This is a genomic window from Streptomyces sp. NPDC046881, assembly GCF_040645015.1.
In the GTDB taxonomy this organism is placed as follows: Bacteria; Actinomycetota; Actinomycetes; order Streptomycetales; family Streptomycetaceae; genus Streptomyces.
In genome coordinates this window covers 20580-44075 of sequence record NZ_JBEYXJ010000076.1, presented here as the reverse complement: position 1 = coordinate 44075, position 23496 = coordinate 20580, and the positions used below count along the sequence as shown (strand labels likewise).

The following is a 23496-nucleotide window of genomic DNA, read 5'->3' as shown; positions in this document are numbered from 1 at the left end:
GTGCGCGGGGCCGCGCCCTGTCTCGAACGGACAGCGAAAAACCCTTGCACCACGACAGTTGGAGTACTACAAATGAACCACTACATGCGGAGCGGTACGCGGGGTGCCCACCCCGGCCGCTCCCCCCCGCCGTCCCACGAAAAGAGACCCGCTTGCGCAAGCTCTCGTACGTCATCGCCTGTTCGCTCGACGGATTCATCGGCGACGAGCACGGTGACGCCTCCGCGATGTTCCGCTACCTGGACGAGGAGTACTCGGCCTTCCTCGCGGCGGAACTCCCGGAGACCCTGCCCACCCAGGCCCGCAAGGCGCTCGGAGTCGACCACCTGGAGAACAGGCGGTTCGACACGATCGTCCAGGGCCGGGCCAGCTACGAGCTGGCTCTGCGGGAGGGCGTCACCAGCCCCTTCGGTCACCTGCGCGAGTACGTCGCCTCCCGCAGTCTCGGTACCTCGCCCCATCCGAACGTCGAGATCGTCGCCGACGACCTGACCGGCCGGGTCCGCGCCCTGAAGGCGGAGGACGGCGGGCTCGACATCTTCCTGTGCGGCGGCGCGCAGGTCGCCGGAGAACTGCTCGACGAGATCGACGAACTCGTCATCAAGAGCTACCCCCTCGTCTACGGCAAGGGCATGCCGATGTTCGCCACCGGCCTGGACCTCAAGGAGTTCGCCCTGGAGTCCGTCCGCACCTTCGGCAACGGCGTGGTGGTGCGCACCTACGGCAGGAAGCGCTGAGGCTGCCGCCGACCTACCCTGAGGGCATGGACAGCGACGCACCTGCCTGTCCCGTCTGCGGACAGCCCGTCGAAACGGTCGTCAAGCGGCACAAGACGCTGGGCGCCTGGGTGCCGGTCTGGGGCCCCGGCCCCTGCCGCAACCCCGACTGCGGGAGACACGACGCCACCGGCCGGCCCGCCCAGGACGACCGGTCCGCCGCTGCGCCGGCCGGGCCGGGCGGCAGCGGCCCGGAGAAGCCGTCGGCGGACGGGGGGACGCCGTAGCGTGGGCGCATGCCGAAACTTCCGTACATCCTCCACATCACCGAGCGTTCCCTGTGGGAGGCGGCGCGCGAGCGCGGCACCTACGAGATGTCCACCCGGGGCCGCACCCTCCAGGAGGAGGGCTTCATCCACTTCTCCACCCGCGACCAGCTCCCGACCGTCGCCGGCTTCCTCTACGGCGGCTACGACGGCCCCGACGAGCTGGTCGTCCTGGTGGTGGACCCGGCCCGGGTCGGTGTGCCGGTGAAGTACGAGTCCGTCGAACCGGGCGGGGAGGAGTTCCCGCACGTGTACGGACCCGTACCGGCCGAGGCCGTGGTGGACGTGGAGCGCTGGGCATGACCCGGCCGTGAATCCCCCGACGCGGGGGCTACCCGACCGGCCGGGCGCCGCCGGCCGGCAGCCCGCCGGTCTCCGGGTCGCGGCCGGTCAGGCAGTACGTGCCGCCGGCCGGGTCGCGCATCACCGTCCAGTGGGCGCCCGCACGCACGACCACGGCGCCCAGCTTCTCGTGCCGTTCGCGGACGGCCGCGAGGTCAGCGCAGGCGAGGTCGAGGTGGGCGGAGGCCGGGCGCTCCTCGTCGAGCCGCTGGAGCAGCAGCCGTACCGGCAAGCCCGCCGGCGGTAGCAGCACGGTGAACTCCGGCCGGGAGCCCGCCCGTTGCTGCCACCCGGTCAGCCCGGCCCAGAACGCGGACTCGGCGTCGTACCGGGACGGCGGGATGTCGAGGCACACCTGGTCCAGGCGGCTGCCGGACACCACCGGCGGCCGTACCGTCTCCCCCTGCCAGGGCACGGCACAGAACAACTGCCCGGCGGGAGAACGCAGTACGGCCCAGTCGCCGTGGTCCGCCACCAGGCCGGCGCCGAGCCCCCGGGCGAGCGCGACCACCTCCCGTACGTCGTCGGCGCACAGGTCGACGTGGGCGCCGCCGTCGCCCTCGCGGACGCCCTGGAGCTTCACGCTCGGGTCCGTCCCCTCCGGCAGCAGCGTCACGAACTCGCCGTCGTCGCCGCGGAACGCGGACAGCCGGGTACCGGTGGCGGCCGTCCAGAAGGCGCACGCGTCGGCGAGGCGCGCGCCGGGGCGGTCGGCGAAGGCGTAGGTCCAGCGGATCGTCATCCGGGGAGTGTAGGAGGGGGCGCGGGCGGGGAGTTCAGCCGGTGGGGCGTTCGATGAAGCGGAGCTGGTTGCCCGCCGGATCCCGGAAGGCGCAGTCGCGGACCCCGTACGGCTGGTCCATCGGCTCCTGGAGGACGTCGCCGCCGGACTCCCGCACCCGCTCGTACAGCGCGTCGCAGTCCGGCGTGGTGAAGATGACCCCGCGCAGCAGGCCCTTGGCCAGGAGTTCGTTGAGCGCCTGCTTGTCCGCGGGGGAGGCGTCCGGGCTGGCGTCCGGCGGCTCCAGGACGATCTCGACGTCCGGCTGGAGCGGGGAGCCCAGGGTCACCCAGCGCATCCCCTCGAAGCCGACGTCGTTGCGGATCTCCAGACCGAGCACGTCGCGGTAGAAGGCGATGGCCTTGTCGTGGTCGTCCACGGCGAGGAAGCACTGCGCGAGTTTCACGTCCATGGGCTCACCCTAGAACCGGCGGGCCCGCCGTGCCTCAGTACAGGCGCCGCCGCGGCCGGGTCAGCCGGCGGGCCACGCAGGGCGGGATCACCGCGCTCTCCTCGTGGTCGCGGGCGCGGTAGGCGCTCGGCGTCTCGCCGACCAGCTCGGTGAAACGGGAGCTGAAGGAACCGAGCGAGGTGCAGCCGACGGCGAGGCACACCTCGGTCACGCTCAGATCGCCCCGGCGCAGCAGCACCTTGGCCCGCTCGATGCGCCGGGTCATCAGATAGCTGTACGGCGTCTCCCCGAACGCCTTGCGGAAGCTGCGCTGGAAGTGGCCCGGGGACATCAGGGCGCCACGGGCCAGCTCGGTCATGTCGAGCGGCTCGGCGTACTCCCGGTCCATGCGGTCGCGCACCCGCAGCAGCCGTCTCAGATCCTCCAGCGCGGTCACCCGCCCAGCTTCGCACAGCACCACGCGCCGGGGCCCCGGGTTCGGCGGAGCGCTTCTCCCGGGCCGTGCGGGTTCTGGGGCGGAAGTGCTGACCTGGATCGGGGCCCGCGGGACGGAACCGGTCGCCAGCTACCCAGGTCCGCGCCCGGGCGGCGACCTGTTCGACCCGGCCGGGATCGAGGTCGGTGCGTTCCCCGGCGGGCGCTCCTGTACGCCCTGCTGGATGCTGGCGGCCCGGGCCGATTCGGCCTTCGCCGGCCGGATCCTGGAACTGCTGCTCGCACACCCCGACGCCGCCCCGGACCGCGGCCGCCCCGGCCCCACGACGACCGACCTCGCGCTCGACCGGCTCGGCACCCACTCCACGCACCGCAACGCCGGAGGCGTCCTGTCGGCCGCGCTGAACCGTCCCGGCATCCCGCCCGGCCTGGCCCAGGCGTTCGTGGCGTCCGCGCACCTGTGGATCGCCGCGGCCGGTCCGGCCGACGAGCGCGTGCCCCGGCTCCGGAGCGGTTCAGCGGGAACGGCGTGGCGTGAGCAGGGATCTCCAGGACCTGTTCCGCTGGAAGGGCAGCTCGAAGACGCGGGAGAACAGCCAGGCGCCGAGCACCGAGGCCGGAAGGGCCACGAGGAGCGTGAACCAGAAGGTGGGCAGGCCGGGCCCTACGAAGTGCGGGGCCACTCGGCGGATGACGGCCATGACGATCGGCAGATGGATCAGGTAGAGGCTGTAGGAGAAGCCGCCGAGACTCCGGAGGGGGCGCGTGGTCAGGAGCCGCACGAGGACGGCGGGCCTACCGGTGGCGACCGCGGCGAGCAGCATCGCCATGGCGGGAGCGATGGCGAGATCCACCCAGAAGTAGTGGTGCACCGTCCAGACCGGGCCCTGTACGACGCCGAGCGCCAGGACGGGCGCGGTGGCCAGGGCGGCCAGCCATGACCACGGCAGGCGCCGGACCCTCTCGGACGCCACGACGACTCCCGCGCCGACCATGCCCGCGACGAACACGGGAGCCAGGTGCGGAGCGAGCCGGTTGTCGCCCTCCACCGGGGTGGCGCCGGCCGCCAGCAGACCCCAGATGATCACCGGGGCGGTCACACAGGCGGCCATGACCGCCGCGCTCGCCTTCCGCCGGACCAGCAGCAGGAGGGGGAAGAGGAGATAGAGCTCGGCCTCCACGCCGATCGACCAGAACGCGCCGTTCGGCGTCGGGGCGGTGACCACGTCCTGGGCGACGAGGCCGTACACGAGCAGGGACGCGCCGGTGGGCGGTCCCGCGTGGGAGGCCGGCACCACGAACGAGGAGACGACCAGGCTCATGGCCAGCGCCGCCCAGTACGGAGGCAGGATGCGCCAGGCACGCCGGCGCAGGAACCGTAAGGCGCCGTCCGAACGCCAGCCGCGGCGGGCGGGGGAGATCGCGAGGGAGAAGCCGGACAGCACCAGGAAGAAGACGACGGCGAGACGCCCGAACATCAGCACGTCCAGCCAGCCGGGTGCCGAACTGTCCGGGTACCCGGGGAAGGTGTACAGCCAGCAGTGGAACAGGACCACGTAGAGCGCCGCCAGGCCGCGCAGCCCGTCCAGCCCCCGCACGTGCCGCCGCTCGTGCGCCCCCTCCTCCCCGGCCGGGGAGGCCACGTCGACTGTGCCACCGACCGCCCGGGTCAAAGCCACCGAAATCGTCCCCTTCCCGGGCACCACGTTCGCACGCAGGACAGCACGGCACCACCCCGCACCCACTGGTACGCGGCTACCGGGCGGGCAGTTCAAATCCGCTGGGGAGCCTGAGCGACGAAAAAAGACCGCACCCGGTCCGTGAGGGACGCCGTTGTCGGCGGCCTGGGGACCGGGTGCGGACAGGGAGGACCCTGCAAGAAAGGGAATTGCAGGTCAGAAGGCTTGATCCGGGATCAGGCCTTCTTGGTCTCCCAGAAGATCTTGTCGATCTGGGCGATGTAGTCCAGCGCCTTCTGGCCCGTCGCCGGGTCGGTGGACGCCTTGGCGGCCGAGAGGGCCTTCAGGGTGTCGTTGACGAGCTGGTGCAGCTCCGGGTACTTCTCGAAGTGCGGGGCCTTGAAGTAGTCGCTCCAGAGCACGGAGACGTGGTGCTTGGCCAGCTCCGCGCGCTGCTCCTTGATGACGGTGGCGCGCGCCTGGAAGTGGGGGTCGTCGTTGGCGGCCATCTTCTCCTGGACGGCCTTCACCGACTCCGCCTCGATGCGGGCCTGGGCCGGGTCGTACACGCCGCAGGGCAGGTCGCAGTGGGCGCTGACCTTGACCTTGGGGGCAAACAGGCGGGAAAGCATGGAGCATTCCTTCCTCGTGATCGTCTTCTCAGGTGCGACATTACTCCCTGTGGAAGGCGATTTCTCGGGTGCCCCCTAGGGCTTAGGACAAAAGTCCAGGGTGAGACTGAGACTGGTGGAGGAACGGACCGGGGAGGTGCCGGGGATGCCGGAGCTGTCGCAGCAGACCGAGCGGGGGAGGGCCGCGCCGCTCTTCGGGCTGGCCGAGGTGACCGGCCCGTCGATGGTGCCCACGCTGCACCACGGGGACCAGCTGCTGGTGCGGTACGGGGGTGTGGTCAGGCCCGGCGACGTCGTGGTCCTGCGTCATCCCTTCCAGCAGGACCTGCTGGTGGTCAAGCGTGCCGTGGAGCAGCGCGAGGGCGGCTGGTGGGTGCTCGGGGACAACCCGTACGCCGGCGGCGACAGCACGGACTACGGGGTGGTGCCCGAGGAGCTGATCCTGGGGAAGGCGTGGTTCCGGTTCCGGCCGGTCAAGGCCGGTCAGCGCTCACCGCTCGCGCTGGTGCGCTGGGCGCTCTCGGCGGCGAGGCCGCTGCTGCCGGACCGGTCGGCCTCCAGGCGTTTGCGGGCCCGGTAGGCGGCCACGTTGGCGCGGGTCGCGCAGCGGTCCGAGCAGTAGCGCCGGGAGCGGTTGGTGGAGGTGTCCAGGTAGGCGTTGCGGCACGGGGGCGCCTGGCACAGGCCGAGGCGGTCCACGCCGTACTCGGTGAGGTGGAAGGCCAGGCCCATCGCCGCGATCGCCGCGTAGCCGGCGGTGGCGTTGGACGGGTGGTCGGCCAGGTGCATGTGCCACAGCGGGCGGCCGTCCTCGTCGCGGTGGTCGTGCCCGGAGATCTGCGGGCTGACCGGGAACTCCAGCAGGAGCGAGTTCAGCAGGTCCACGGCGAGGGTCTCGTCGCCCGTGTCGGCGGCCTCGAAGACCCCGCGCAGCCGCGCCCGGACCGAGCGGAACCGCGTGACGTCGGCGTCGGTGGCGCGGCGGGCCGCCGACGCGTTGTCGCCGAACAGGTCGCGGACGGCCTCGACCGTGGTCAGGATGTCCTTGCCCCGGGCCGGTTCCTCGCTGTTGACGAGACGGACGGCGTAATCCGAGTAATAGGCCAGTTCCACTTGTAGTCCTTACGGAGGCGCATTATCGTCGTGTCTGCGGTCGGGTAACAGCCGGTCGTGCTTCCAGGGTATTACGCGAACCGAGGGGAGTCGTCGTTCCATGACCACCACCGCCGGAACCGACTGGGCAGCGTGGCAGGAGAGCTGGGACCGGCAGCAGGAGTGGTACATGCCGGACCGCGAGGAACGCTTCCGGATCATGCTCGACATGGTCGAGGCACTCGTCGGCACCGCCCCGCGCGTGCTCGACCTCGCCTGCGGCACCGGCAGCATCACCGCCCGGCTGCTGCGCCGGTTCCCCGAGGCGACCAGCACCGGCGTCGACCTCGACCCGGCGCTGCTCGCCATCGCGGACGGCACCTTCGCGGGCGACGACCGCGTCACCCTCGTCACCGCCGACCTCACGGACCCCGACTGGCCGGCCAGGCTGCCGTACGACTCCTACGACGCCGTCCTGACCGCCACGGCCCTCCACTGGCTGCACAGTGAACCCCTCGCGGCCCTCTACGGTCAGGTCGCGGGGCTGGTCCGCGACGGCGGTGTCTTCATGAACGCGGACCACATGATCGACGACACCACGCCCCGGATCAACGCGGCCGAGCGCGCCCGGCGCCACGCCCGCATGGATCAGGCCAAGCGGGACGGCGCGCTGGACTGGGCCGACTGGTGGCGGCTGGCCGCCCAGGACCCGGTCCTCGCCGAGCCGACCGCCCGCCGCTTCGAGATCTACGGCGAACACGCGGACGGGGACACGCCGCCGGCCGCCTGGCACGCGCGCGTGCTGCGCGAGAAGGGGTTCGCCGAGGCCAGGCCGGTGTGGTGCTCGCCCTCCGACACCCTGCTGCTCGCGCTCAAGTAGGGGTGCGGAGGCGGAACGGGCGTCGTACGGACGGCGCGTGACACGGCGAAGGGCGGTACGGGGAGCCGTACCGCCCTTCGCCGTGCGGAGCGTCAGAGGACCTTCGACAGGAAGGACTGCGTCCGTTCGTGCTGCGGGTTCGTCAGGACGTCCCGCGGGTGGCCGGATTCGACCACCACACCGCCGTCCATGAACACCAGGCTGTCGCCCACCTCGCGGGCGAAGCCCATCTCGTGGGTGACGACGACCATGGTCATGCCGGACTCGGCGAGGTCCCGCATGACGTCCAGGACGTCACCGACCAGCTCCGGGTCCAGGGCCGAGGTCGGCTCGTCGAACAGCATCAGCTTCGGCTCCATCGCCAGGGCCCGGGCGATCGCCACGCGCTGCTGCTGGCCGCCGGAGAGCTGGGAGGGGTAGTGCCCGGCCCGGTCGGCCAGGCCCACGCGCTCCAGCAGCTGCATGGCGCGCTCCCGGGCCTGCGTCCGGTTCACGCCCTTGACCTGCACCGGCGCCTCCATGACGTTCTCCACGGCCGTCATGTGCGGGAACAGGTTGAAGCGCTGGAAGACCATGCCGATGTCCCGGCGCTTCATGGCGACCTCGCGGTCGCGCAGCTCGTACAGCTTCTCGCCCTGCTGGCGGTAGCCGACCAGCTCGCCGTCGACGTAGAGCCGCCCGGAGTTGATCTTCTCCAGGTGGTTGATGCACCGCAGGAAGGTCGACTTGCCGGAGCCGGAGGGGCCGATGAGGCAGAACACCTCGCCCGGCTTCACCTCCAGGTCGATGCCCTTGAGCACCTCGACGTGGCCGAAGGACTTGTGGACGCCCTCCGCCTTGACCATCGGGACGGTGCCCTTGGCCGGGGTGTCCTGCGTCTTGCTCAGCTTGTCGGTCATGCGCCCACAGCTCCCCTCGGGCGACCCAGCGACAGCATGTTCGCCTTCACCTTCTGCCACGGCGTCGCCGGCAGCTGGCGGCTGGAACCGCGGGCGTAGTACCGCTCGATGTAGTACTGGCCGACGCTCAGCACCGAGGTCATGATCAGGTACCAGGCCGCGGCGAGGAAGTACATCTCCACCGGGGCACCGGAGTTCTGGCCGATGTCCTGGGCGTAGCGGAACAGCTCGGGATACTGGACGGCCGCCACGAGCGAGGTCGTCTTCAGCATGTTGATCACTTCGTTGCCCGTCGGCGGCACGATCACGCGCATCGCCTGCGGGATGACCACCCGGCGCAGGGTCTTGCCGTGGCTCATGCCGAGCGCATGGGCCGCCTCGGTCTGGCCCTCGTCCACCGCGAGCAGACCGGCCCGGCAGATCTCGGCCATGTACGCCGCCTCGTTCAGACCCAGGCCGAGCAGCGCCGTCAGCAGCGGCGTCATGAAGTTCGACCAGTAGTCCTTGTAGAACGGCATCAGGTTGATGTACTCGAAGACCAGGCCCAGGTTGAACCAGAGGAACAGCTGGACCAGGACCGGGGTGCCGCGGAAGAACCAGATGTAGAACCAGGCGATCGACGAGGTCACCGGGTTCTTCGACAGCCGCATCACCGCCAGGACGATGCCGCCGACGATGCCGATCACCATCGAGAGCACGGTCAGCAGGAGGGTCTTGCCGACACCGGTCATGATCCGGTCGTCGAAGAAGTAGTCCGGTACCGCGTGCCAGTTGATCCTGCCCTGGCCGAACGCGTAGATGATCGCGACGAGGAGCGCGATCGCGATGACGGCGGAGACGTAGCGTCCGTAGTGCCGGACCGGGATGGCCTTGAGGGCCTCCGCGCCGGCCGGGGGCGCGTCCTTGGGCCCCGCCGTCTTGTCGATGTCAGTCACGGGTATTGCCTCTCAGTGGCCGCTCGGCGTGCCGCGGGTCACTTGCCGCCGTTGATGACGGACTGCTTGACGGCGCCGTCCTCGGCGCCCCACTTCTCAAGGATCTTCTGGTACTCGCCGTTCTTGATGATCGCGTCCATCGCGGCCTGCAGCGCGTCGCGCAGCTGGGTCTCCTTCTTGGACACCGCGATGCCGTACGGGGCCGCCTCGACCTGGTCGCCGACGATCTCGAAGTCCTTGCCGCCGCCCGAGGTCTTCACCGCGTACGCGGCGACCGGGAAGTCGGCGGACACGGCGTCCGCGCCGCCCGAGCGCAGCCGGGTCTGGGCCTGCTGGTTGTCGTCGAAGGCCTCGATGGCGAGCTTCTTGCCGCCCGGACACTTCTTGGCCTGCTGCTTGGCCAGGTCCTCGGAGGTGGTGCCGCGCTGGACGGCGAGCTTCTTGCCGCAGAGGTCGTCCCAGGAGGTGATCCCCTTGGTGTCGCCCTTGCGGGTGTAGATCGAGACACCGGCGGTCAGGTAGTCGACGAAGTCGACGCCCTCGCCGACCTTCTTGCCGGTGTCCGGGTCGACGCCCTCCTGACGGTTCTTGTTGTCCGTCATCGCCGACATCGCGATGTCGTAGCGGTCCGAGCGCAGACCGGTGAGCAGGGCGTCGAAGGTGCCGTTCTGGAAGTCGAACGTCACGCCGAGCTGCTTGCCCAGGGCCGTCGCCAGGTCGGGGTCGAGGCCGACGACCTTGCCGGCGGAGTCCTTGTACTCGACGGGGGCGTACGCGATGTCGGAGCCGACCCTGATCGTGCCCTTGCTCCGGATCTCCTGCGGGAGCTTGTCGGCGAGCGGTGCGCTGTTGGTGGACGCGCTGCCGGAGTTCTCGTTCTTGTCCTTCGTCTGGTCACCGCAGCCGGTGAGCAGCAGGGCCCCTGCGACCGCGATCGCACCGGCCGCGGCCAGACGTGAGCGCGCTGCGGTCGTACGACGGGTGGAGCTTGCGGTCATCGTGGTTCCTCCGGCGGATGGGAAGAGTTGCCGATGGGTCGACGGAAACACACACCTTCGGGTGTCGCGACCTCGTGGGTTTACGGCATCTTGCCATTCGGACTACGCCATTCAGGGGCGTCGCTATGTCAAAATCGGATAACGGGTGACTCCCGAACCGCATCAGGTCGGTACATCCCAGCTGTGCCACTGCCGAACATCTGCGGGAATCCAGCGCTCCAGCCGGAAAATCTTCGGCGCGTCTCAGGATGCGGTCACCCCTTCGCCGGGCCGTACGGGCCGCCTTGGGCGTATTCGCGTGCTTCCGGGCCGTCGGCCGCGCGTCATCCGCGGGTCGCCTGCCCGTTCCCGAATGTGACCTTGCACCTAATGGACTCGTCGCGGGCACCGTCCGTCCGGTAAGAAGGTTCTTTACACCCCTCATCCGGGGCTCAGGGCGCGTGTGCGGCGCGCCCGTCGCGTATGAGCTCGTACGTATCCGCAATCGAGCCGTACGCGGTGCCCGCCCACCCCTCACCAGGAGTGGTCGACCCTCAAACCATGCATAGCTAAGGGGTAAAACAAAGTGGCAGCGGAGATCGTCAATCCTCGCAGCGACAGCGGTACGGACCAGGACGGCGGGGCCGAGCCCCTCGATTCCTTCGATCCGGCGTTCGCGCTGCACCGCGGCGGCAAGATGGCCGTGCAGGCCACCGTGCCGGTCCGTGACAAGGACGACCTTTCCCTCGCGTACACGCCCGGCGTCGCTCGCGTGTGCACCGCGATCGCTCAGCAGCCGGAGCTGGTCAACGACTACACATGGAAGTCCAACGTGGTCGCCGTCGTCACCGACGGTACGGCCGTGCTCGGACTCGGGGACATCGGTCCCCAGGCCTCCCTCCCCGTGATGGAGGGCAAGGCCATCCTGTTCAAGCAGTTCGGCGGCGTCGACGCGGTGCCCATCGCGCTCGACTGCACCGACGTGGACGACATCGTCGAGACCGTCGTCCGGCTCGCTCCCTCCTTCGGCGGAGTGAACCTGGAGGACATCTCGGCGCCCCGGTGCTTCGAGGTCGAGCGCCGGCTCCAGGAGCGCCTGGACATCCCGGTCTTCCACGACGACCAGCACGGTACGGCCGTCGTGACGCTCGCGGCGCTCAGGAACGCGGCGCGGCTGAGCGGGCGCGAGATCGGGCAGCTGCGGGCCGTCATCTCGGGCGCCGGCGCGGCCGGTGTGGCCATCGCCAAGATGCTGGTCGAGGCGGGCATCGGGGACGTGGCCGTGGCGGACCGCAAGGGTGTCGTCTCGGCCGACCGGGAGGACCTGACGCCGGTCAAGCGCGAGCTGGCCGGCTTCACGAACAAGGCCGGCATCAGCGGTTCGCTGGAGGCCGCCCTCGCGGGCGCGGACGTCTTCATCGGTGTCTCCGGCGGTACGGTCGCCGAGGAGGCCGTGGCCTCCATGGCCGAGGGTGCCTTCGTGTTCGCGATGGCCAACCCGAACCCCGAGGTGCACCCGGACGTCGCGCACAAGTACGCGGCGGTCGTCGCCACCGGGCGCTCGGACTTCCCCAACCAGATCAACAACGTGCTGGCCTTCCCCGGGATCTTCGCGGGCGCGCTCCAGGTGCGGGCCACGCGGATCACCGAGGGGATGAAGATCGCCGCGGCCGAGGCGCTGGCCTCGGTGGTCGGTGACGACCTCGCCGCCGACTACGTGATCCCCTCGCCGTTCGACGAGCGCGTCGCTCCCGCGGTCACCGCCGCGGTCGCCGCCGCCGCCCGGGCCGAGGGCGTCGCCCGTCTCTGACGTCGCGCCGAACGGCCCCGTCCCTCAGGGCGGGGCCGTTTCCTTTTGTCCGTACACCCACCCCTTCGGGTGACGCCCGGGCGCCGGCGTACCGCTGCGCCGCAGGGGTGCCGTTGCGCAAGAGGGCATGTGTCACAGGGGGGCCTGGTTCCGTCGGCTGCACCGCCGACCTATCGTCGGCAGCATGTTCGCTGCCTACGCCGCCCGCATCGACCGCGACCAGCCGCTGAGCGGCCTCGAGTTGGGGGAGCGTCCGGCTCCCGAGGCCCGTCCCGGCTGGAGCACCATCACTGTGCGGGCCGCCTCTCTCAACCACCACGACCTCTGGTCCCTGCGGGGCGTCGGCCTCCCGGAGGACCGGCTGCCGATGATCCTCGGCTGCGACGCCGCCGGTGTCGACGCGGACGGCAACGAGGTCGTCCTGCACTCCGTCATCGGCCAGACCGGCCACGGCGTCGGCCCCGACGAACCGCGCTCCATCCTCACCGAGCGCTACCAGGGCACCTTCGCCGAGCAGGTCGCCGTGCCGACCTGGAACGTCCTGCCCAAGCCGAAGGAGCTGTCCTTCGCCGAGGCCGCCTGTCTGCCCACCGCCTGGCTGACGGCGTACCGGATGCTGTTCACCAACGCCGGGGTGCGGCCCGGCGACTCGGTCCTCGTGCAGGGCGCGGGCGGCGGTGTCGCCACGGCCGCGATCGTCCTCGGCAAGGCGGCCGGGCTGCGCGTCTTCGCCACCAGCCGGGACGAGGCCAAGCGGAAGCGGGCCCTGGAGCTCGGCGCGGTGGAGGCCGTGGAGCCCGGGGCGCGGCTGCCGCAGCGGGTGGACGCCGTCATCGAGACCGTGGGCGCGGCCACCTGGTCCCACTCGGTGAAGTCGCTGCGGCCCGGGGGCACGCTCGTCATCTCCGGGGCCACCAGCGGGGACCGGCCCTCGCACGCCGAGCTGACCCGGATCTTCTTCCTGGAGCTGAAGGTCGTCGGCTCCACCATGGGCACCAAGGACGAGCTGGAGGACCTGCTCGCCTTCTGTGCCGCGACGGGGGTACGGCCCGTCATCGACGAGGAGCTGCCGCTGGACCGGGCCCGCGAGGGCTTCGAGCGGCTCGCGGCCGGGGAGCAGTTCGGGAAGATCGTGCTGACCAACTCCTGAGGCGCCGGCCGGAAGTTGACGCAGAGGCGGGTCCGGGTGCCGGACCCGCCTTTTGCGTGGCCTTCTTGTCAACTTGGGTTGACAGTCGCGGAGTGTCAACCTACATTGACAGTATGAGTGAGGCAACCGATCTCGCCGAGCGCGCCGGTGACCGGGATCCCCGGATCGGACTGCGGGCCGTGGCCGCGCTGCGCCGGCTGCTGGAGCAGTTGGAGGCGGTGCAGGTGCGCAGTGCGCGCAATCAGGGCTGGTCGTGGCAGGAGATCGCCGCGGAGCTCGGTGTCAGCAGGCAGGCCGTGCACAAGAAGTACGGGAGGCGTTGATGTTCGAGCGGTTCACGAAGGAAGCCCGGGCGGTGGTCGAGGGGGCGTACGCCTACGCGGAGGAGGGCGGGTCGCAGTCGGTGGACGCCGAGCACCTGCTGCTCGCGCTGCTCGACCGGGAGGGCGGCCGGGGGTCGTCCGCCCTGTCCGCCCTCGGGCTCGCCCGGCCGCACGAGCGCGAGGAGGTACGGCGGGCCCTGCGCGAGGCGCGGCGGCGGGCCGGGCTGACCCGGGCCGAGGCGGATGCGCTGGCCGGACTGGGGATCGACGTGTCGGAGATCGTGGCCCGGGTGGAGGAGGCGCACGGCGTCGGCGCGATGTCCGGCGACCGGAGGGCCACGGGGCTGCGGGGGCGGGTCCGGCGCCGGCCGGCGTTCAGCCGGGGGGCGAAGGGGGTGCTGGAGCGGGCGCTGCGGGTGGCCCTGGCCCGGCGGGACCGGTGTGTCGGCGACGAGCATCTGCTGCTGGCGCTCACCGTGTTGCCGGGCGTGGCGGGGGAGGTGCTGGCCGACAGCGGTGTGACGTTCGCGGAGCTGTCGAGGGTCTGCCCGCCGGCTCGCTCGGTCGAAGCGTGAGCCCTCCGGGGGTCCGGCCGACCCACCCGTCCACCCGGCTCGCTCGGCCGAGGCCTGAGCCCCCGGGGCTCCGCCCCGGACCCCGAGGCGCTCGGCCGCCCGCCCGGCCGACCCGGTGGGCTGGAAGGCGGGCGGGTGGTCTCGCTCGGTCGGTGCCGGAGGGGGATGTGGTCCGGGGCCGATGTCGCCGGGGGCTTCGGTGTGCCGGAGCGGGGGTGTGGCCGGTGGGCCCTGGGGTGGGGTCTGGGCGGCGCCTGCGGCGGGGTCAGCGGGTGTGGAGGATTCCCGCGATGCGGGACGCCGCCGTGGCGAGGTGGTGGCGGGCCTCCTGGAGCTGGGCCGGTGTGACCCCGTGGTCGCGGGCCGCGTCGCGGATGTCGTCGCGGAAGCGGTCCAGGAGGCGGTCCAGGTCGCGGGCCGGGTCGCCGGTGAGGTCCTCGTGGGCCCAGGACGGCTCGTACCCGGCGGTGAAGTCCTCCGGCGGGGCGGTGTGGTGCGGTTTCGCGGACGGGTCGGACTCGGGGGTGCGGGGGAAGATCCACTCCCGGCCGGCCTCCTGGCCGAAGTCGCCGAACTCCTTGGCCAGTTCCGTCAGGCCCTCGCGGACGCCCGTCGGCCAGTCGCCGCGCGTGAAGTGGTCCTGGACGCGGTCCTGGACGCGGCGCGCGATGCGCTGGATCTCCTCCTGCGCCTGGGCCCGCGCCCGCGCCTGCGCCTCCTGGGCCTGGCGGCGGGCCCGCTCGGCCTCCTCGCGGGCCCGGCGGCTCTCGTCCTTGGCGCGCCGCGCCTGCTCCTTCCACTCCTGCTTGACCCGGCGCATCTCCTCCTTGGCGGCCTTCCAGGCCTCCTTGTCGCCCGGCTCGCCGTACTCCCCGTAGGAGTACTCGCCGCCGGACGTCTTCGCGCCCCGGCGGGCCTCGGAGGCGGCGGCGCGCATCTCGCGGCGCAGGTCGCCGGCCGCGCCGCGCACGTCGGCCCTCATCTCGGCGGCCAGTTCCGCGACCGACTCACGGATCTCCAGCTCCAGGTCGGCCAGCTCGCCGCTGCGGTCGGCCAGTTCGGCGCGGCCGGCGTCCGTGATCGCGTACACCTTGCGGCCGCCCTCGGTGGTGTGCCGGACCAGGCCCTCCGCCTCCAGCTTGGCCAGGCGGGGGTAGACCGTGCCCGCCGAGGGGGCATAGAGGCCCTGGAAGCGTTCCTCGAGGAGCCTGATCACCTCGTAGCCGTGGCGCGGGGCCTCGTCGAGCAGCTTGAGCAGGTACAGGCGGAGGCGGCCGTGGGCGAAGACGGGAGGCATGTCAGAGCACCTTCTTGTCGGTCGTGCCGTCGGCCGGGGCGCCGCCGGTACCGGGGGCATCGGCGGCGGTGGCGTCCTGGCCGGAGACGGAATTGTCTCCCGGGGCGGCCGGGGGGCGGTCGGCCGGGTGCGGTGCGTCGGGGGCGGGGGTCTTCGGGGGCGCGGTCTCCCAGGGGGTGTCCTCCTCGTCGTCCCGGGGCGGGCGGCGCAGCAGGGCGATCGAGCCGGACACCGTGGTGGCGCGCAGCCTGCCGGTGCCCGCGCCGAGGCGGCCGGTGATCTTGTGCGCGCCCCACTGGCCGTGGACCCGCAGCCCGTCGAAGGCGTTGGAGATCGTGCCGCTCGCGGTGTTCGCCTCCACCTCGGCGTCCGCCGGGTGCGGCAGGCGGATGGCGATCTCGCCCGAGACGCTGGTCAGGCCGACGTCCGTGGGGCCGTCCGGGTCCAGGTCGACGATCATGGAGCCGCTCACGGAGTCGGCCCGCACGGACGGGCCGGAGCCCTCGACCACGGTGAGGTCGCCCGAGACCGAGTGGAAGCGGAGGTCGCCGGTGACCGCCTGGGCCTCCAGGTTGCCCGAGACGGTGTCCGCGCGGACCGGGCCGGCGACGCCGACCAGGGTGGTGTCACCGGTGACGCCCTTGATCACGGCGGGGCCCCGGATGCCGGAGACGACCGCGGCGGCGCCGACCACGCCGACCTCCACGCGGGTGTCGGCGGGGACGGCGAGGGAGACGACGGCGCTGCGGCGCCAGCCCTTGCGGTCGAGCCACTTGAGGAAGCCCTTCCAGGGCAGGTCGTCGTAGGCCACGGTGAGGGTGGTGCCCGTCCGGGTGACCACCAGGGGTGGGCCTTCGAGTTCCGAGACCTCCAGACGGGGGGCGGGGTCGTCCGTGCCCACCACGTTCACCGTGCCGTTGACGATGCGGACCTGGAGGTCGCGCACGGGGGTGTCGAAGGTCAGCTTCTGGGGTTCGGTGACGGACCACTCCGACATGGGGCCTCCTTGGCCGGGCACGGGCACGGACGCGACGCGCCATATCGCGTCCTCTCGTAAACACGATATATCGCGGTTCCGGGAAGTCAAGAGACTCTTCCGGGTGGCTGCGCGGGCGCTGCTCCCGGGTGCGCCGGCGCGGACGGGGTGTGCGCGGGTGCGGTGGCCCGAACCGTGCGGGCGGTGTCGCCCGGGCCGGGCCGGCCGGTGGGCCCGAGCTGCGCTCCTCGCCGTCCCGCGGGGCGCTTACGCTGGTGGTTGTTGTCGGTTGCCGGATGTTTGCAGGAGACGTGACCCTATGTACTTCACCGACCGCGGTATCGAGGAGTTGGAGAAGCGGCGTGGCGAGGAAGAGGTCACCTTCGAGTGGCTCGCGGAGCAGCTGCGGACGTTCGTGGATCTGAACCCGGACTTCGAGGTGCCGGTCGAGCGGCTGGCCACGTGGCTCGCGCGGCTCGACGACGAGGACGACGAGTGACGGCGGGCGGAGCCCGGGGGCGATCACCGGCCGTGTCTCCCGGCTGATCCCGGACCTCATCGACGAGGCGGAGGCCGGTTACCGCTCGCTGCTCGGCCCCGCGCACCCGGTGGCCACCGGCATGCTGTCCAACACCGGTCTGGTGATGCAGGCGGCGGGCGAGCGGGGCGAGGCGCTGTCGATGTTCGAGTCCGCGCTCGCCGGCCTCGGCGCCACGCTCGGCCCGGACCACCCGTGGGTGCTGGGCTGTGCCCTCAACGCGGCCGGCGCGCGCAACTTCAACGGCCGGATCGAGGACGCGACGGAACTGAGCCGGGACACCCTGCGCCGTGCCCGGCACACCCTCGGCCACGAGCACCCGCTGACCCTGTCCTGCCAGGTGGCGCTGGCCGCGGACCTCCGCGCGGCGCACGAGCAGGACGAGGCGGGCACCCTGGAGGAGGACGCCCTCCTGTCCCTCACCCGCACCCTGGGCGCCCAGCACCCGCACACCCTCTCGGCCCGTCAACGGGTCCGCCCCTACTGGGACTTCGAGGCGTACCTGGGCTGAGGAAGCACCCCCGAAGGGGCGCGGGCAGCCACCCCACGGAACAGGCGAAGGGCCCGGTGCCGAGCAAGACTCGGCACCGGGCCCTCACATCTGGCGAACCGCCGGAGGCCTACGCCTCGAACACCTCACGGACCAGCTGCTCCTGCTCCGCCTGGTGGCGCTTCGCGGAGCCCACCGCCGGCGACGAGGAGTGCGGGCGCGAGATGCGCCGCAGCCGCTCGCCGGCCGGGATGTCGGCGCCGACCGCCAGGTCCAGGTGGTCGATCAGGTTGAGCGCGATGAACGGCCAGGCACCCTGGTTCGCCGGCTCCTCCTGCGCCCACAGGTACTTCTCGGCGTTCGGGTACTTGTTGACCTCCGCCTGGAGCTCGGCACCCGGCAGCGGGTACAGCCGCTCGATGCGGATGATCGCGGTGTCCGTCACGCCCCGCTTCTGCCGCTCGGCCTCGAGGTCGTAGTACAGCTTGCCGGCCACGAACACGACCTTGCGGACCGCGGCCGGGTCCACCGTGGTGTCCCCGATGACCGGACGGAACTGACCCGACGTGAACTCCTCCGTCTTCGACGCGGCGGCCTTCAGGCGGAGCATCGACTTCGGGGTGAAGACCACCAGCGGCTTGTGGTGCGGGTTGTGCACCTGCCACCGCAGGAGATGGAAGTAGTTCGACGGCAGGGTCGGCATGGCGACCGTCATGTTGTTCTGGGCGCAGAGCTGGAGGAACCGCTCGACCCGGGCCGAGGAGTGGTCCGGGCCCTGGCCCTCGTAGCCGTGCGGCAGGAGCAGGGTGACGCCGGACGTCTGGCCCCACTTCTGCTCCGCGGCCGAGATGTACTCGTCGACCACCGTCTGGGCGCCGTTGACGAAGTCGCCGAACTGCGCCTCCCACATCACGAGCGCGTCGGGGCGGGCCAGCGAGTAGCCGTACTCGAAGCCCATGACCGCGTACTCGGACAGCAGGGAGTTGTAGACGTTGTACCGCGCCTGGTCCTCGGCGAGGTACTGGAGCGGGGTGTACTCCTCGCCCGTCTCGCGGTCGATGAGGACCGCGTGGCGCTGGCCGAAGGTGCCGCGCTGGGAGTCCTGGCCGGACAGCCGGACCGGGGTGCCCTCCAGCAGCAGGGAGCCGACCGCGAGGGTCTCGCCCATGCCCCAGTCGATCGTGCCGTCCTCGACCATCGTCGCCCGGCGCTGCAGCTGGGGCAGCAGACGCGGGTGCACGTGGAAGGTTTCCGGGATGTTGACCTGGGACTCGGCGATGCGCTTGACGACCTCGGAGGAGATCGCGGTGTTCACGGCGACCGGGAACTCCGCCTGCGGGTCCGACACCGGGCCGGTGGCCGGCTGGGTCGTGACGGCCTCGCGGACCTCGGTGAAGACCTTCTCCAGCTGGCCCTGGTAGTCCTGCAGGGCCTGCTCGGCCTCTTCCAGGGTGATGTCGCCGCGACCGATCAGGGACTCGGTGTAGAGCTTGCGCACCGAGCGCTTCTTGTCGATCAGGTCGTACATCAGCGGCTGGGTGAAGGCCGGGTTGTCCGACTCGTTGTGACCGCGGCGGCGGTAGCAGATGAGGTCGATCACCACGTCCTTGTTGAACGCCTGGCGGAACTCGAAGGCCAGACGCGCGACGCGGACCACGGCCTCCGGGTCGTCGCCGTTCACGTGGAAGATCGGGGCCTCGATCATGCGGGCCACGTCCGTCGCGTACATGGAGGAACGCGAGGACTCGGGGGCCGCGGTGAAGCCGACCTGGTTGTTGATGACGATGTGGACCGTGCCGCCGGTGCGGTAGCCGCGCAGCTGCGACATGTTCAGGGTCTCGGCCACCACGCCCTGGCCCGCGAAGGCCGCGTCGCCGTGCAGCGCGACGGGCAGGACCGTGAAGTCCGTTCCGCCCTTGTTGATGATGTCCTGCTTGGCGCGGGCGATGCCCTCGATGACCGGGTCGACCGTCTCCAGGTGGGACGGGTTGGCGGCCAGCGAGACCTTGATCTGCTCGCCGTCCAGGCCGGTGAAGGTGCCCTCGGCGCCCAGGTGGTACTTCACGTCGCCGGAGCCGTGCATCGACTTCGGGTCGAGGTTGCCCTCGAACTCGCGGAAGATCTGCGCGTACGACTTGCCGACGATGTTCGCCAGGACGTTCAGGCGGCCGCGGTGGGCCATGCCGATGACGACCTCGTCCAGCCGGGACTCGGCGGCGGAGTCGATCACCGCGTCGAGCAGCGGGATGACGGACTCGCCGCCCTCCAGCGAGAAGCGCTTCTGGCCGACGTACTTCGTCTGCAGGAAGGTCTCGAAGGCCTCCGCCGCGTTCAGCCGGCGCAGGATGCGCAGCTGCTCCTCGCGCTCCATCTTGGAGTGCGGGCGCTCCACGCGGTCCTGGATCCACTTGCGCTGCTTGGGGTCCTGGATGTGCATGAACTCGATGCCGGTGGTGCGGCAGTACGAGTCGCGCAGCACGCCGAGGATGTCGCGCAGCTTCATCATCGACTTGCCGGCGAAGCCGCCGACGGCGAACTCGCGCTCCAGGTCCCACAGCGTGAGCCCGTGCTCGGTGATGTCCAGGTCGGGGTGCTTGCGCTGCTTGTACTCCAGCGGGTCGGTGTCGGCCATGACGTGGCCGCGGACCCGGTAGGAGTGGATCAGCTCGAAGACGCGGGCGGCCTTGGTGACGTCGTCGTCGTGGCTGGCGTCGATGTCCCTGAGCCAGCGGACCGGCTCGTAGGGGATCCGCAGGGCCTCGAAGATGTCGTCGTAGAAGCCGTTCTCGCCGAGCAGCAGGTTCGCGACGGTGCGCAGGAACTCGCCGGAGGCGGCGCCCTGGATGACCCGGTGGTCGTAGGTCGACGTGAGCGTCATGACCTTGGAGATGCCGAGCTTGTTCAGGGTGTCCTGGCTGGTGCCCTGGAACTCCGCGGGGTAGTCCATGGAACCGACGCCCATGATCACCGACTGGCCGGGCATCAGGCGCGGCACGGAGTGGACGGTGCCGAGGCCGCCGGGGTTGGTCAGCGAGACCGTGACACCGGTGAAGTCGTCCATCGTCAGCTTGCCGTCACGGGCGCGGCGGACGATGTCCTCGTAGGCCTGCCAGAACTCGAAGAAGTTCAGCGTCTCGGCCTTCTTGATGGCGGCCACGACGAGCTGGCGGTCACCGTTCGGCTTGACCAGGTCGATGGCCAGGCCGAGGTTGACGTGCGGCGGCTTGACGAGGGTCGGCTTGCCGTCCTTCTCGCCGAACGACCAGTTCATCGACGGCATGGCCTTGATGGCCTGCACCATCGCGAAGCCGATCAGGTGCGTGAAGGAGATCTTCCCGCCCCGGGCGCGCTTCAGGTGGTTGTTGATGACGATGCGGTTGTCGAACAGCAGCTTCACCGGGACGGCGCGGACCGAGGTGGCGGTCGGCAGCTCCAGGGAGGCGTTCATGTTCTTGGCGACGGCGGCGGCCGGGCCGCGCAGCGTGATCAGCTCCGGGCCGTCGGGGGCCTGCGCCGCCGACGATCGCGCGGCGCCAGCCGCTCCGGTGGAGCCGGTGCCTGCACCGGACTTCGCCTTGGGCTGAGCGGGCGCCTGTGCGGGCTGCGCCGGCTTGGCCGGGGCGGGAGCGGCCTTCGCCGCGGGGGCCGGAGCCGGCGCCGCCGCGGGGGCCGCGGCGGGCTGCGCGGGAGCCGGGGCGGCGGCCTGGGGGGCCGGGGCCGCGGCGGGCTGCGCCTGCGGGGCCGTGGTGGTCTCTGCGGCCCCCGCGGCCGCAGTACCCGCCGGAGCCGGGGTGGCAGGTGCACCCGGCTTGTAATCGGCGAAGAAGTCCCACCAGGCACGGTCTACCGAATTCGGGTCCTGGAGGTACTGCTGATAGATCTCGTCGACGAGCCACTCGTTCGGACCGAACGCGGCAGCGGGGTTCTTCCCGGCTTGGTCGTCGGTGGAGATGCTCGAGTTACTGGGGGACTGTGGCGACACGGCGGCAACCGCCCTCTTCCGCTTCACAAGGTGATGGACAGCGGGAATAAAGGCTACGCCTCCCTGGCCGGGAAGGTCAGGTCGAGCAAGGTCATCGTCGCGTAAGTCACATCAAGAATCTTGTTTCAGGGCTTGAAATGGCGGGAAACAAGCGTGGTTCCGCATGAGGGAGGGTGCGCGGGGGCGGACCCTGCGCGTCTTCGTTCGACGGGTGCCCGGGCCTGCCCTGATCACACGTGTCCGGCCGCGCTGACCGGCGGCGGCCGAGGTGGATCTTGAGGTTCCGCTCGGACTTTACGTCAACTTGGCACGGAAGTCAGTCCCGGAAGGGTGACGATGATCCGACAGCCCCGCTCGGATTCGGCCACCCCGATCCGGCCGCCGTGCAGGTCCACCGCCCACCGGGCGATCGCCAGCCCCAGCCCCGTGCCGCCGTCGCTGCCCGGACCGTGCGGCCGGGTGACGGCACCCCGGTTGAACCGTTCGAACACCCGGTGCCACTCGGACCGGGGGATGCCGGGACCCTCGTCCAGGACCTCCAGCTCCAGCGACTCCGGCTGCGGCCCGCGCCGCGCCCGTACGGTGACCCGGCCGTGCGGCGGGCTGTGCTTGACCGCGTTGTCGATCAGGTTCGCGACGACCTGGTGGATCCGCTCGGGGTCCGCGTGCGCGGTCAGCTCCGGCGGGGAGACGTCGAGGTGCAGATGGACGTCGGTGCGCGTGTGGCTGCCGGAGCCGGTGGCCATGCCCGCGCGCGCGGAGGCCACCATGTTGGCCTCCTTCAGCACGCCCGACAGGTACGGCCACACCTCGAACCGGCGCAGCTTGAGCGGGACGACGCCGTTGTCGAGCCGGGACAGGTCCAGCAGGGTCTCCACCAGCCGGCCGAGCCGCTCGGTCTGCTTCAGGGCCGTCCGCATGGTCTCCGGGTCGGCCTCGGTGACCCCGTCGACGATGTTCTCCAGCACCGCGCGCAGCCCGGCGATCGGGGTGCGCAGCTCGTGCGAGACGTTCGCGACCAGCTCCTTGCGCTGGTTGTCCTGGGCCTCCAGCTCGTCGGCCATGACGTTGATCGTCTGGGCCAGGTCGCCGAGCTCGTCCCGGCGGTTCTCCAGCACCCGGCGCGTGTAGTCGCCCTGGGAGATGGAGCGGGCCACCGCGTTCATCTCGTCCAGCGGCATGGTGAGCGAATGGGCCACGAACTGCGTGATGAGCAGTGTGGCGATCATCGAGAAGACCGTGATGAAGCGCAGCTCCGTCTTGGTGTGCACCGCGACGATCGACAGACCGGTGGTGATGAGCACCGCGATGACGACGAGCGCACCCAGCTTGGTCTTGATCGAGAACGGGCGTACGCCGCCCCAGGGTTCCTCGGCGAGGGTCCCGGGGCTCCTCCGTGCGGCCTGGCGCCCGTCGGTGCTCACGGGTTCGGTGTCTCCAGCGCGTACCCCACCCCGTGCACGGTGCGGATCCGCTCGGCGCCGATCTTCCGCCGCAGCGCCTTGATGTGGCTGTCCACCGTGCGGGTGCCGGAGGCGTCCGCCCAGTCCCAGACCTCGGCCAGCAGCTGCTCCCGGGAGAGCACCGCGCGCGGGGTGTTCGCCAGGCACACCAGCAGGTCGAACTCGGTGGGGGTCAGGTGGACGTCCTCGGACTTCACCCGCACCCGGCGCTGCGCGTGGTCGATCTCCAGTTCGCCGAGGCGCAGGATGCCGGAGCGGGGGGTGGCGGCGGCCAGCGCGGCCCGCTCCACCCGGCGCAGCAGCACGTGCACGCGTGCCGCCAGCTCCCGCATCGAGAACGGCTTGGTCATGTAGTCGTCGGCGCCGACGCCCAGCCCGACCAGCATGTCCGTCTCGTCGTCCCGCGCGGTGAGCATCAGCACCGGCACCGGACGCTGTGCCTGCACCCTTCGGCAGACCTCCAGCCCGTCGAAGCCGGGCAGCATGATGTCGAGGATCAGCAGGTCGGGCTGCCAGGCCTCGGCCGTGTCGACCGCGGCCGGACCGTCGGCCGCCGTTTGCACCAGAAATCCCTCGGCACGGAGCCGGGCCGCGATGGCGTCGACGATCGTGGGGTCGTCCTCGACGACCAGGACCCGGCGCTGTGCGCCCGGGGTGGTCGTCGCCGCGCCGCTCTGGGAGGTGTGTGTCTGCTCCATCGCCCGCCCCTGTTGTTGCTTTCCGGAATCAGTGGGGTGATCCCATGTCTGCGATTGACGCTTGAATGATCCGCGTCAGGGCAGCACA

24 protein-coding genes and 1 pseudogene are annotated in these 23496 nt (G+C 71.2%); 11 read left to right on the top strand and 14 right to left on the bottom strand.

What is annotated here, in order from left to right:
- Positions 1-152 precede the first annotated feature (152 nt).
- The 3 genes from ABZ923_RS28940 to ABZ923_RS28930 are packed head-to-tail and all read left to right on the top strand — an operon-like array spanning position 153 to position 1345.
- Positions 153-737, top strand: coding sequence for a dihydrofolate reductase family protein (locus ABZ923_RS28940; protein WP_361477038.1), 585 nt, complete (start codon positions 153-155; stop codon positions 735-737).
- Between the two features lie 26 nt (positions 738-763).
- On the top strand, positions 764-1003 hold the full coding sequence (locus ABZ923_RS28935; RefSeq protein WP_361477035.1) for a hypothetical protein: 240 nt from the start codon (positions 764-766) through the stop codon (positions 1001-1003).
- Between the two features lie 9 nt (positions 1004-1012).
- Complete coding sequence (locus ABZ923_RS28930) at positions 1013-1345, top strand: DUF952 domain-containing protein (protein ID WP_361477032.1); 333 nt, start codon at positions 1013-1015, stop codon at positions 1343-1345.
- Between the two features lie 28 nt (positions 1346-1373).
- On the opposite strand, the gene ABZ923_RS28925 is transcribed toward ABZ923_RS28930, so the two are convergent.
- The 5 genes from ABZ923_RS28925 to sodN all read right to left on the bottom strand — a co-directional run bounded on the left by ABZ923_RS28925 (position 1374) and on the right by sodN (position 5323).
- Positions 1374-2126: a VOC family protein gene (locus ABZ923_RS28925; RefSeq protein WP_361477029.1), complete on the bottom strand. Its 753-nt coding sequence runs from the start codon at positions 2124-2126 to the stop codon at positions 1374-1376.
- A gap of 34 nt (positions 2127-2160) precedes the next feature.
- Positions 2161-2577 (bottom strand): VOC family protein, encoded by a 417-nt coding sequence (locus tag ABZ923_RS28920; RefSeq protein ID WP_030339078.1) that lies wholly within the window; start codon positions 2575-2577, stop codon positions 2161-2163.
- Between the two features lie 34 nt (positions 2578-2611).
- The gene (locus ABZ923_RS28915; protein ID WP_361477026.1) at positions 2612-3013 is read right to left on the bottom strand and encodes a helix-turn-helix transcriptional regulator; all 402 of its coding nucleotides are present in this window, start codon (positions 3011-3013) and stop codon (positions 2612-2614) included.
- A 514-nt stretch (positions 3014-3527) separates the two neighbouring features.
- Positions 3528-4691, bottom strand: coding sequence for an acyltransferase (locus ABZ923_RS28910; RefSeq protein WP_361477023.1), 1164 nt, complete (start codon positions 4689-4691; stop codon positions 3528-3530).
- A 236-nt stretch (positions 4692-4927) separates the two neighbouring features.
- The gene (sodN, locus tag ABZ923_RS28905) at positions 4928-5323 is read right to left on the bottom strand and encodes a superoxide dismutase, Ni (RefSeq protein WP_100828187.1); all 396 of its coding nucleotides are present in this window, start codon (positions 5321-5323) and stop codon (positions 4928-4930) included.
- A 145-nt stretch (positions 5324-5468) separates the two neighbouring features.
- Between sodN and sodX the strand changes: the two genes are divergently transcribed.
- Entirely contained in the window at positions 5469-5903 is a 435-nt protein-coding gene (sodX, locus tag ABZ923_RS28900; protein WP_361477044.1) for a nickel-type superoxide dismutase maturation protease, read from the top strand.
- On the opposite strand, the gene ABZ923_RS28895 is transcribed toward sodX, so the two are convergent.
- Positions 5807-6436 (bottom strand): CGNR zinc finger domain-containing protein, encoded by a 630-nt coding sequence (locus ABZ923_RS28895; protein ID WP_361477020.1) that lies wholly within the window; start codon positions 6434-6436, stop codon positions 5807-5809. The two genes, sodX and ABZ923_RS28895, sit on opposite strands and share 97 nt — an antisense overlap.
- Before the next feature lie 100 nt (positions 6437-6536).
- Here ABZ923_RS28895 and ABZ923_RS28890 point away from each other — a divergent pair, with 100 nt between their 5' ends.
- Positions 6537-7295, top strand: a complete 759-nt coding sequence (locus tag ABZ923_RS28890) for a class I SAM-dependent methyltransferase (protein WP_361477017.1) — start codon at positions 6537-6539, stop codon at positions 7293-7295.
- 92 nt (positions 7296-7387) lie between these two features.
- Here the strand turns inward: ABZ923_RS28890 and ABZ923_RS28885 are convergent, their stop codons facing one another.
- The 3 genes from ABZ923_RS28885 to ABZ923_RS28875 are packed head-to-tail and all read right to left on the bottom strand — an operon-like array spanning position 7388 to position 10127.
- A complete protein-coding gene (locus ABZ923_RS28885; protein WP_361477014.1) occupies positions 7388-8194 on the bottom strand; it encodes an amino acid ABC transporter ATP-binding protein in 807 nt (268 codons plus the stop codon).
- On the bottom strand, positions 8191-9129 hold the full coding sequence (locus ABZ923_RS28880; protein WP_361477011.1) for an amino acid ABC transporter permease: 939 nt from the start codon (positions 9127-9129) through the stop codon (positions 8191-8193). Before ABZ923_RS28880 ends, ABZ923_RS28885 begins: the two co-directional genes overlap by 4 nt.
- 38 nt (positions 9130-9167) lie before the next feature.
- Positions 9168-10127, bottom strand: a complete 960-nt coding sequence (locus tag ABZ923_RS28875; protein ID WP_361477009.1) for an ABC transporter substrate-binding protein — start codon at positions 10125-10127, stop codon at positions 9168-9170.
- A 565-nt stretch (positions 10128-10692) separates the two neighbouring features.
- Between ABZ923_RS28875 and ABZ923_RS28870 the strand changes: the two genes are divergently transcribed.
- The 4 genes from ABZ923_RS28870 to ABZ923_RS28855 all read left to right on the top strand — a co-directional run bounded on the left by ABZ923_RS28870 (position 10693) and on the right by ABZ923_RS28855 (position 13964).
- Positions 10693-11916: an NADP-dependent malic enzyme gene (locus ABZ923_RS28870; protein ID WP_361477007.1), complete on the top strand. Its 1224-nt coding sequence runs from the start codon at positions 10693-10695 to the stop codon at positions 11914-11916.
- A 184-nt stretch (positions 11917-12100) separates the two neighbouring features.
- Entirely contained in the window at positions 12101-13066 is a 966-nt protein-coding gene (locus tag ABZ923_RS28865; protein WP_361477004.1) for a zinc-binding dehydrogenase, read from the top strand.
- 113 nt (positions 13067-13179) lie between these two features.
- Complete coding sequence (locus ABZ923_RS28860) at positions 13180-13389, top strand: HTH domain-containing protein (protein WP_361477002.1); 210 nt, start codon at positions 13180-13182, stop codon at positions 13387-13389.
- Positions 13389-13964, top strand: a complete 576-nt coding sequence (locus tag ABZ923_RS28855; protein WP_361476999.1) for a Clp protease N-terminal domain-containing protein — start codon at positions 13389-13391, stop codon at positions 13962-13964. The genes ABZ923_RS28860 and ABZ923_RS28855 overlap by 1 nt, the downstream gene beginning before the upstream one ends.
- 265 nt (positions 13965-14229) lie before the next feature.
- Here ABZ923_RS28855 and ABZ923_RS28850 read toward each other — a convergent pair whose 3' ends face one another.
- A complete protein-coding gene (locus ABZ923_RS28850; protein WP_361476996.1) occupies positions 14230-15261 on the bottom strand; it encodes a PadR family transcriptional regulator in 1032 nt (343 codons plus the stop codon).
- A 1-nt stretch (position 15262) separates the two neighbouring features.
- Complete coding sequence (locus tag ABZ923_RS28845; RefSeq protein WP_361476993.1) at positions 15263-16258, bottom strand: DUF4097 family beta strand repeat-containing protein; 996 nt, start codon at positions 16256-16258, stop codon at positions 15263-15265.
- 298 nt (positions 16259-16556) lie between these two features.
- Here ABZ923_RS28845 and ABZ923_RS28840 point away from each other — a divergent pair, with 298 nt between their 5' ends.
- Both ABZ923_RS28840 and ABZ923_RS28835 read left to right on the top strand, forming a co-directional pair.
- Positions 16557-16736: a DUF6104 family protein gene (locus ABZ923_RS28840; RefSeq protein ID WP_003992906.1), complete on the top strand. Its 180-nt coding sequence runs from the start codon at positions 16557-16559 to the stop codon at positions 16734-16736.
- A 52-nt stretch (positions 16737-16788) separates the two neighbouring features.
- A pseudogene (locus ABZ923_RS28835) lies at positions 16789-17286 on the top strand (tetratricopeptide repeat protein); the annotation flags it as partial.
- A gap of 109 nt (positions 17287-17395) precedes the next feature.
- Here the strand turns inward: ABZ923_RS28835 and ABZ923_RS28830 are convergent.
- From ABZ923_RS28830 to ABZ923_RS28820, 3 genes are all read right to left on the bottom strand, one after another.
- On the bottom strand, positions 17396-21247 hold the full coding sequence (locus ABZ923_RS28830; protein ID WP_361476990.1) for a multifunctional oxoglutarate decarboxylase/oxoglutarate dehydrogenase thiamine pyrophosphate-binding subunit/dihydrolipoyllysine-residue succinyltransferase subunit: 3852 nt from the start codon (positions 21245-21247) through the stop codon (positions 17396-17398).
- A 299-nt stretch (positions 21248-21546) separates the two neighbouring features.
- Positions 21547-22671: a HAMP domain-containing sensor histidine kinase gene (locus ABZ923_RS28825; RefSeq protein ID WP_361476987.1), complete on the bottom strand. Its 1125-nt coding sequence runs from the start codon at positions 22669-22671 to the stop codon at positions 21547-21549.
- Positions 22668-23408, bottom strand: coding sequence for a response regulator transcription factor (locus tag ABZ923_RS28820; RefSeq protein ID WP_358643944.1), 741 nt, complete (start codon positions 23406-23408; stop codon positions 22668-22670). Before ABZ923_RS28820 ends, ABZ923_RS28825 begins: the two co-directional genes overlap by 4 nt.
- Positions 23409-23496: the final 88 nt, after the last annotated feature.

Coding starts and splice junctions, on each gene's coding strand:
- ABZ923_RS28935 (WP_361477035.1), top strand. CDS start 764: ATGGACAGCGACGCACCTGCCTGTCCCGTCTGCGGACAGCCCGTCGAA.
- ABZ923_RS28930 (WP_361477032.1), top strand. CDS start 1,013: ATGCCGAAACTTCCGTACATCCTCCACATCACCGAGCGTTCCCTGTGG.
- ABZ923_RS28925 (WP_361477029.1), bottom strand. CDS start 2,126: ATGACGATCCGCTGGACCTACGCCTTCGCCGACCGCCCCGGCGCGCGC.
- ABZ923_RS28920 (WP_030339078.1), bottom strand. CDS start 2,577: ATGGACGTGAAACTCGCGCAGTGCTTCCTCGCCGTGGACGACCACGAC.
- sodN (WP_100828187.1), bottom strand. CDS start 5,323: ATGCTTTCCCGCCTGTTTGCCCCCAAGGTCAAGGTCAGCGCCCACTGC.
- sodX (WP_361477044.1), top strand. CDS start 5,469: ATGCCGGAGCTGTCGCAGCAGACCGAGCGGGGGAGGGCCGCGCCGCTC.
- ABZ923_RS28890 (WP_361477017.1), top strand. CDS start 6,537: ATGACCACCACCGCCGGAACCGACTGGGCAGCGTGGCAGGAGAGCTGG.
- ABZ923_RS28885 (WP_361477014.1), bottom strand. CDS start 8,194: ATGACCGACAAGCTGAGCAAGACGCAGGACACCCCGGCCAAGGGCACC.
- ABZ923_RS28875 (WP_361477009.1), bottom strand. CDS start 10,127: ATGACCGCAAGCTCCACCCGTCGTACGACCGCAGCGCGCTCACGTCTG.
- ABZ923_RS28865 (WP_361477004.1), top strand. CDS start 12,101: ATGTTCGCTGCCTACGCCGCCCGCATCGACCGCGACCAGCCGCTGAGC.
- ABZ923_RS28860 (WP_361477002.1), top strand. CDS start 13,180: ATGAGTGAGGCAACCGATCTCGCCGAGCGCGCCGGTGACCGGGATCCC.
- ABZ923_RS28855 (WP_361476999.1), top strand. CDS start 13,389: ATGTTCGAGCGGTTCACGAAGGAAGCCCGGGCGGTGGTCGAGGGGGCG.
- ABZ923_RS28850 (WP_361476996.1), bottom strand. CDS start 15,261: ATGCCTCCCGTCTTCGCCCACGGCCGCCTCCGCCTGTACCTGCTCAAG.
- ABZ923_RS28845 (WP_361476993.1), bottom strand. CDS start 16,258: ATGTCGGAGTGGTCCGTCACCGAACCCCAGAAGCTGACCTTCGACACC.
- ABZ923_RS28840 (WP_003992906.1), top strand. CDS start 16,557: ATGTACTTCACCGACCGCGGTATCGAGGAGTTGGAGAAGCGGCGTGGC.
- ABZ923_RS28820 (WP_358643944.1), bottom strand. CDS start 23,408: ATGGAGCAGACACACACCTCCCAGAGCGGCGCGGCGACGACCACCCCG.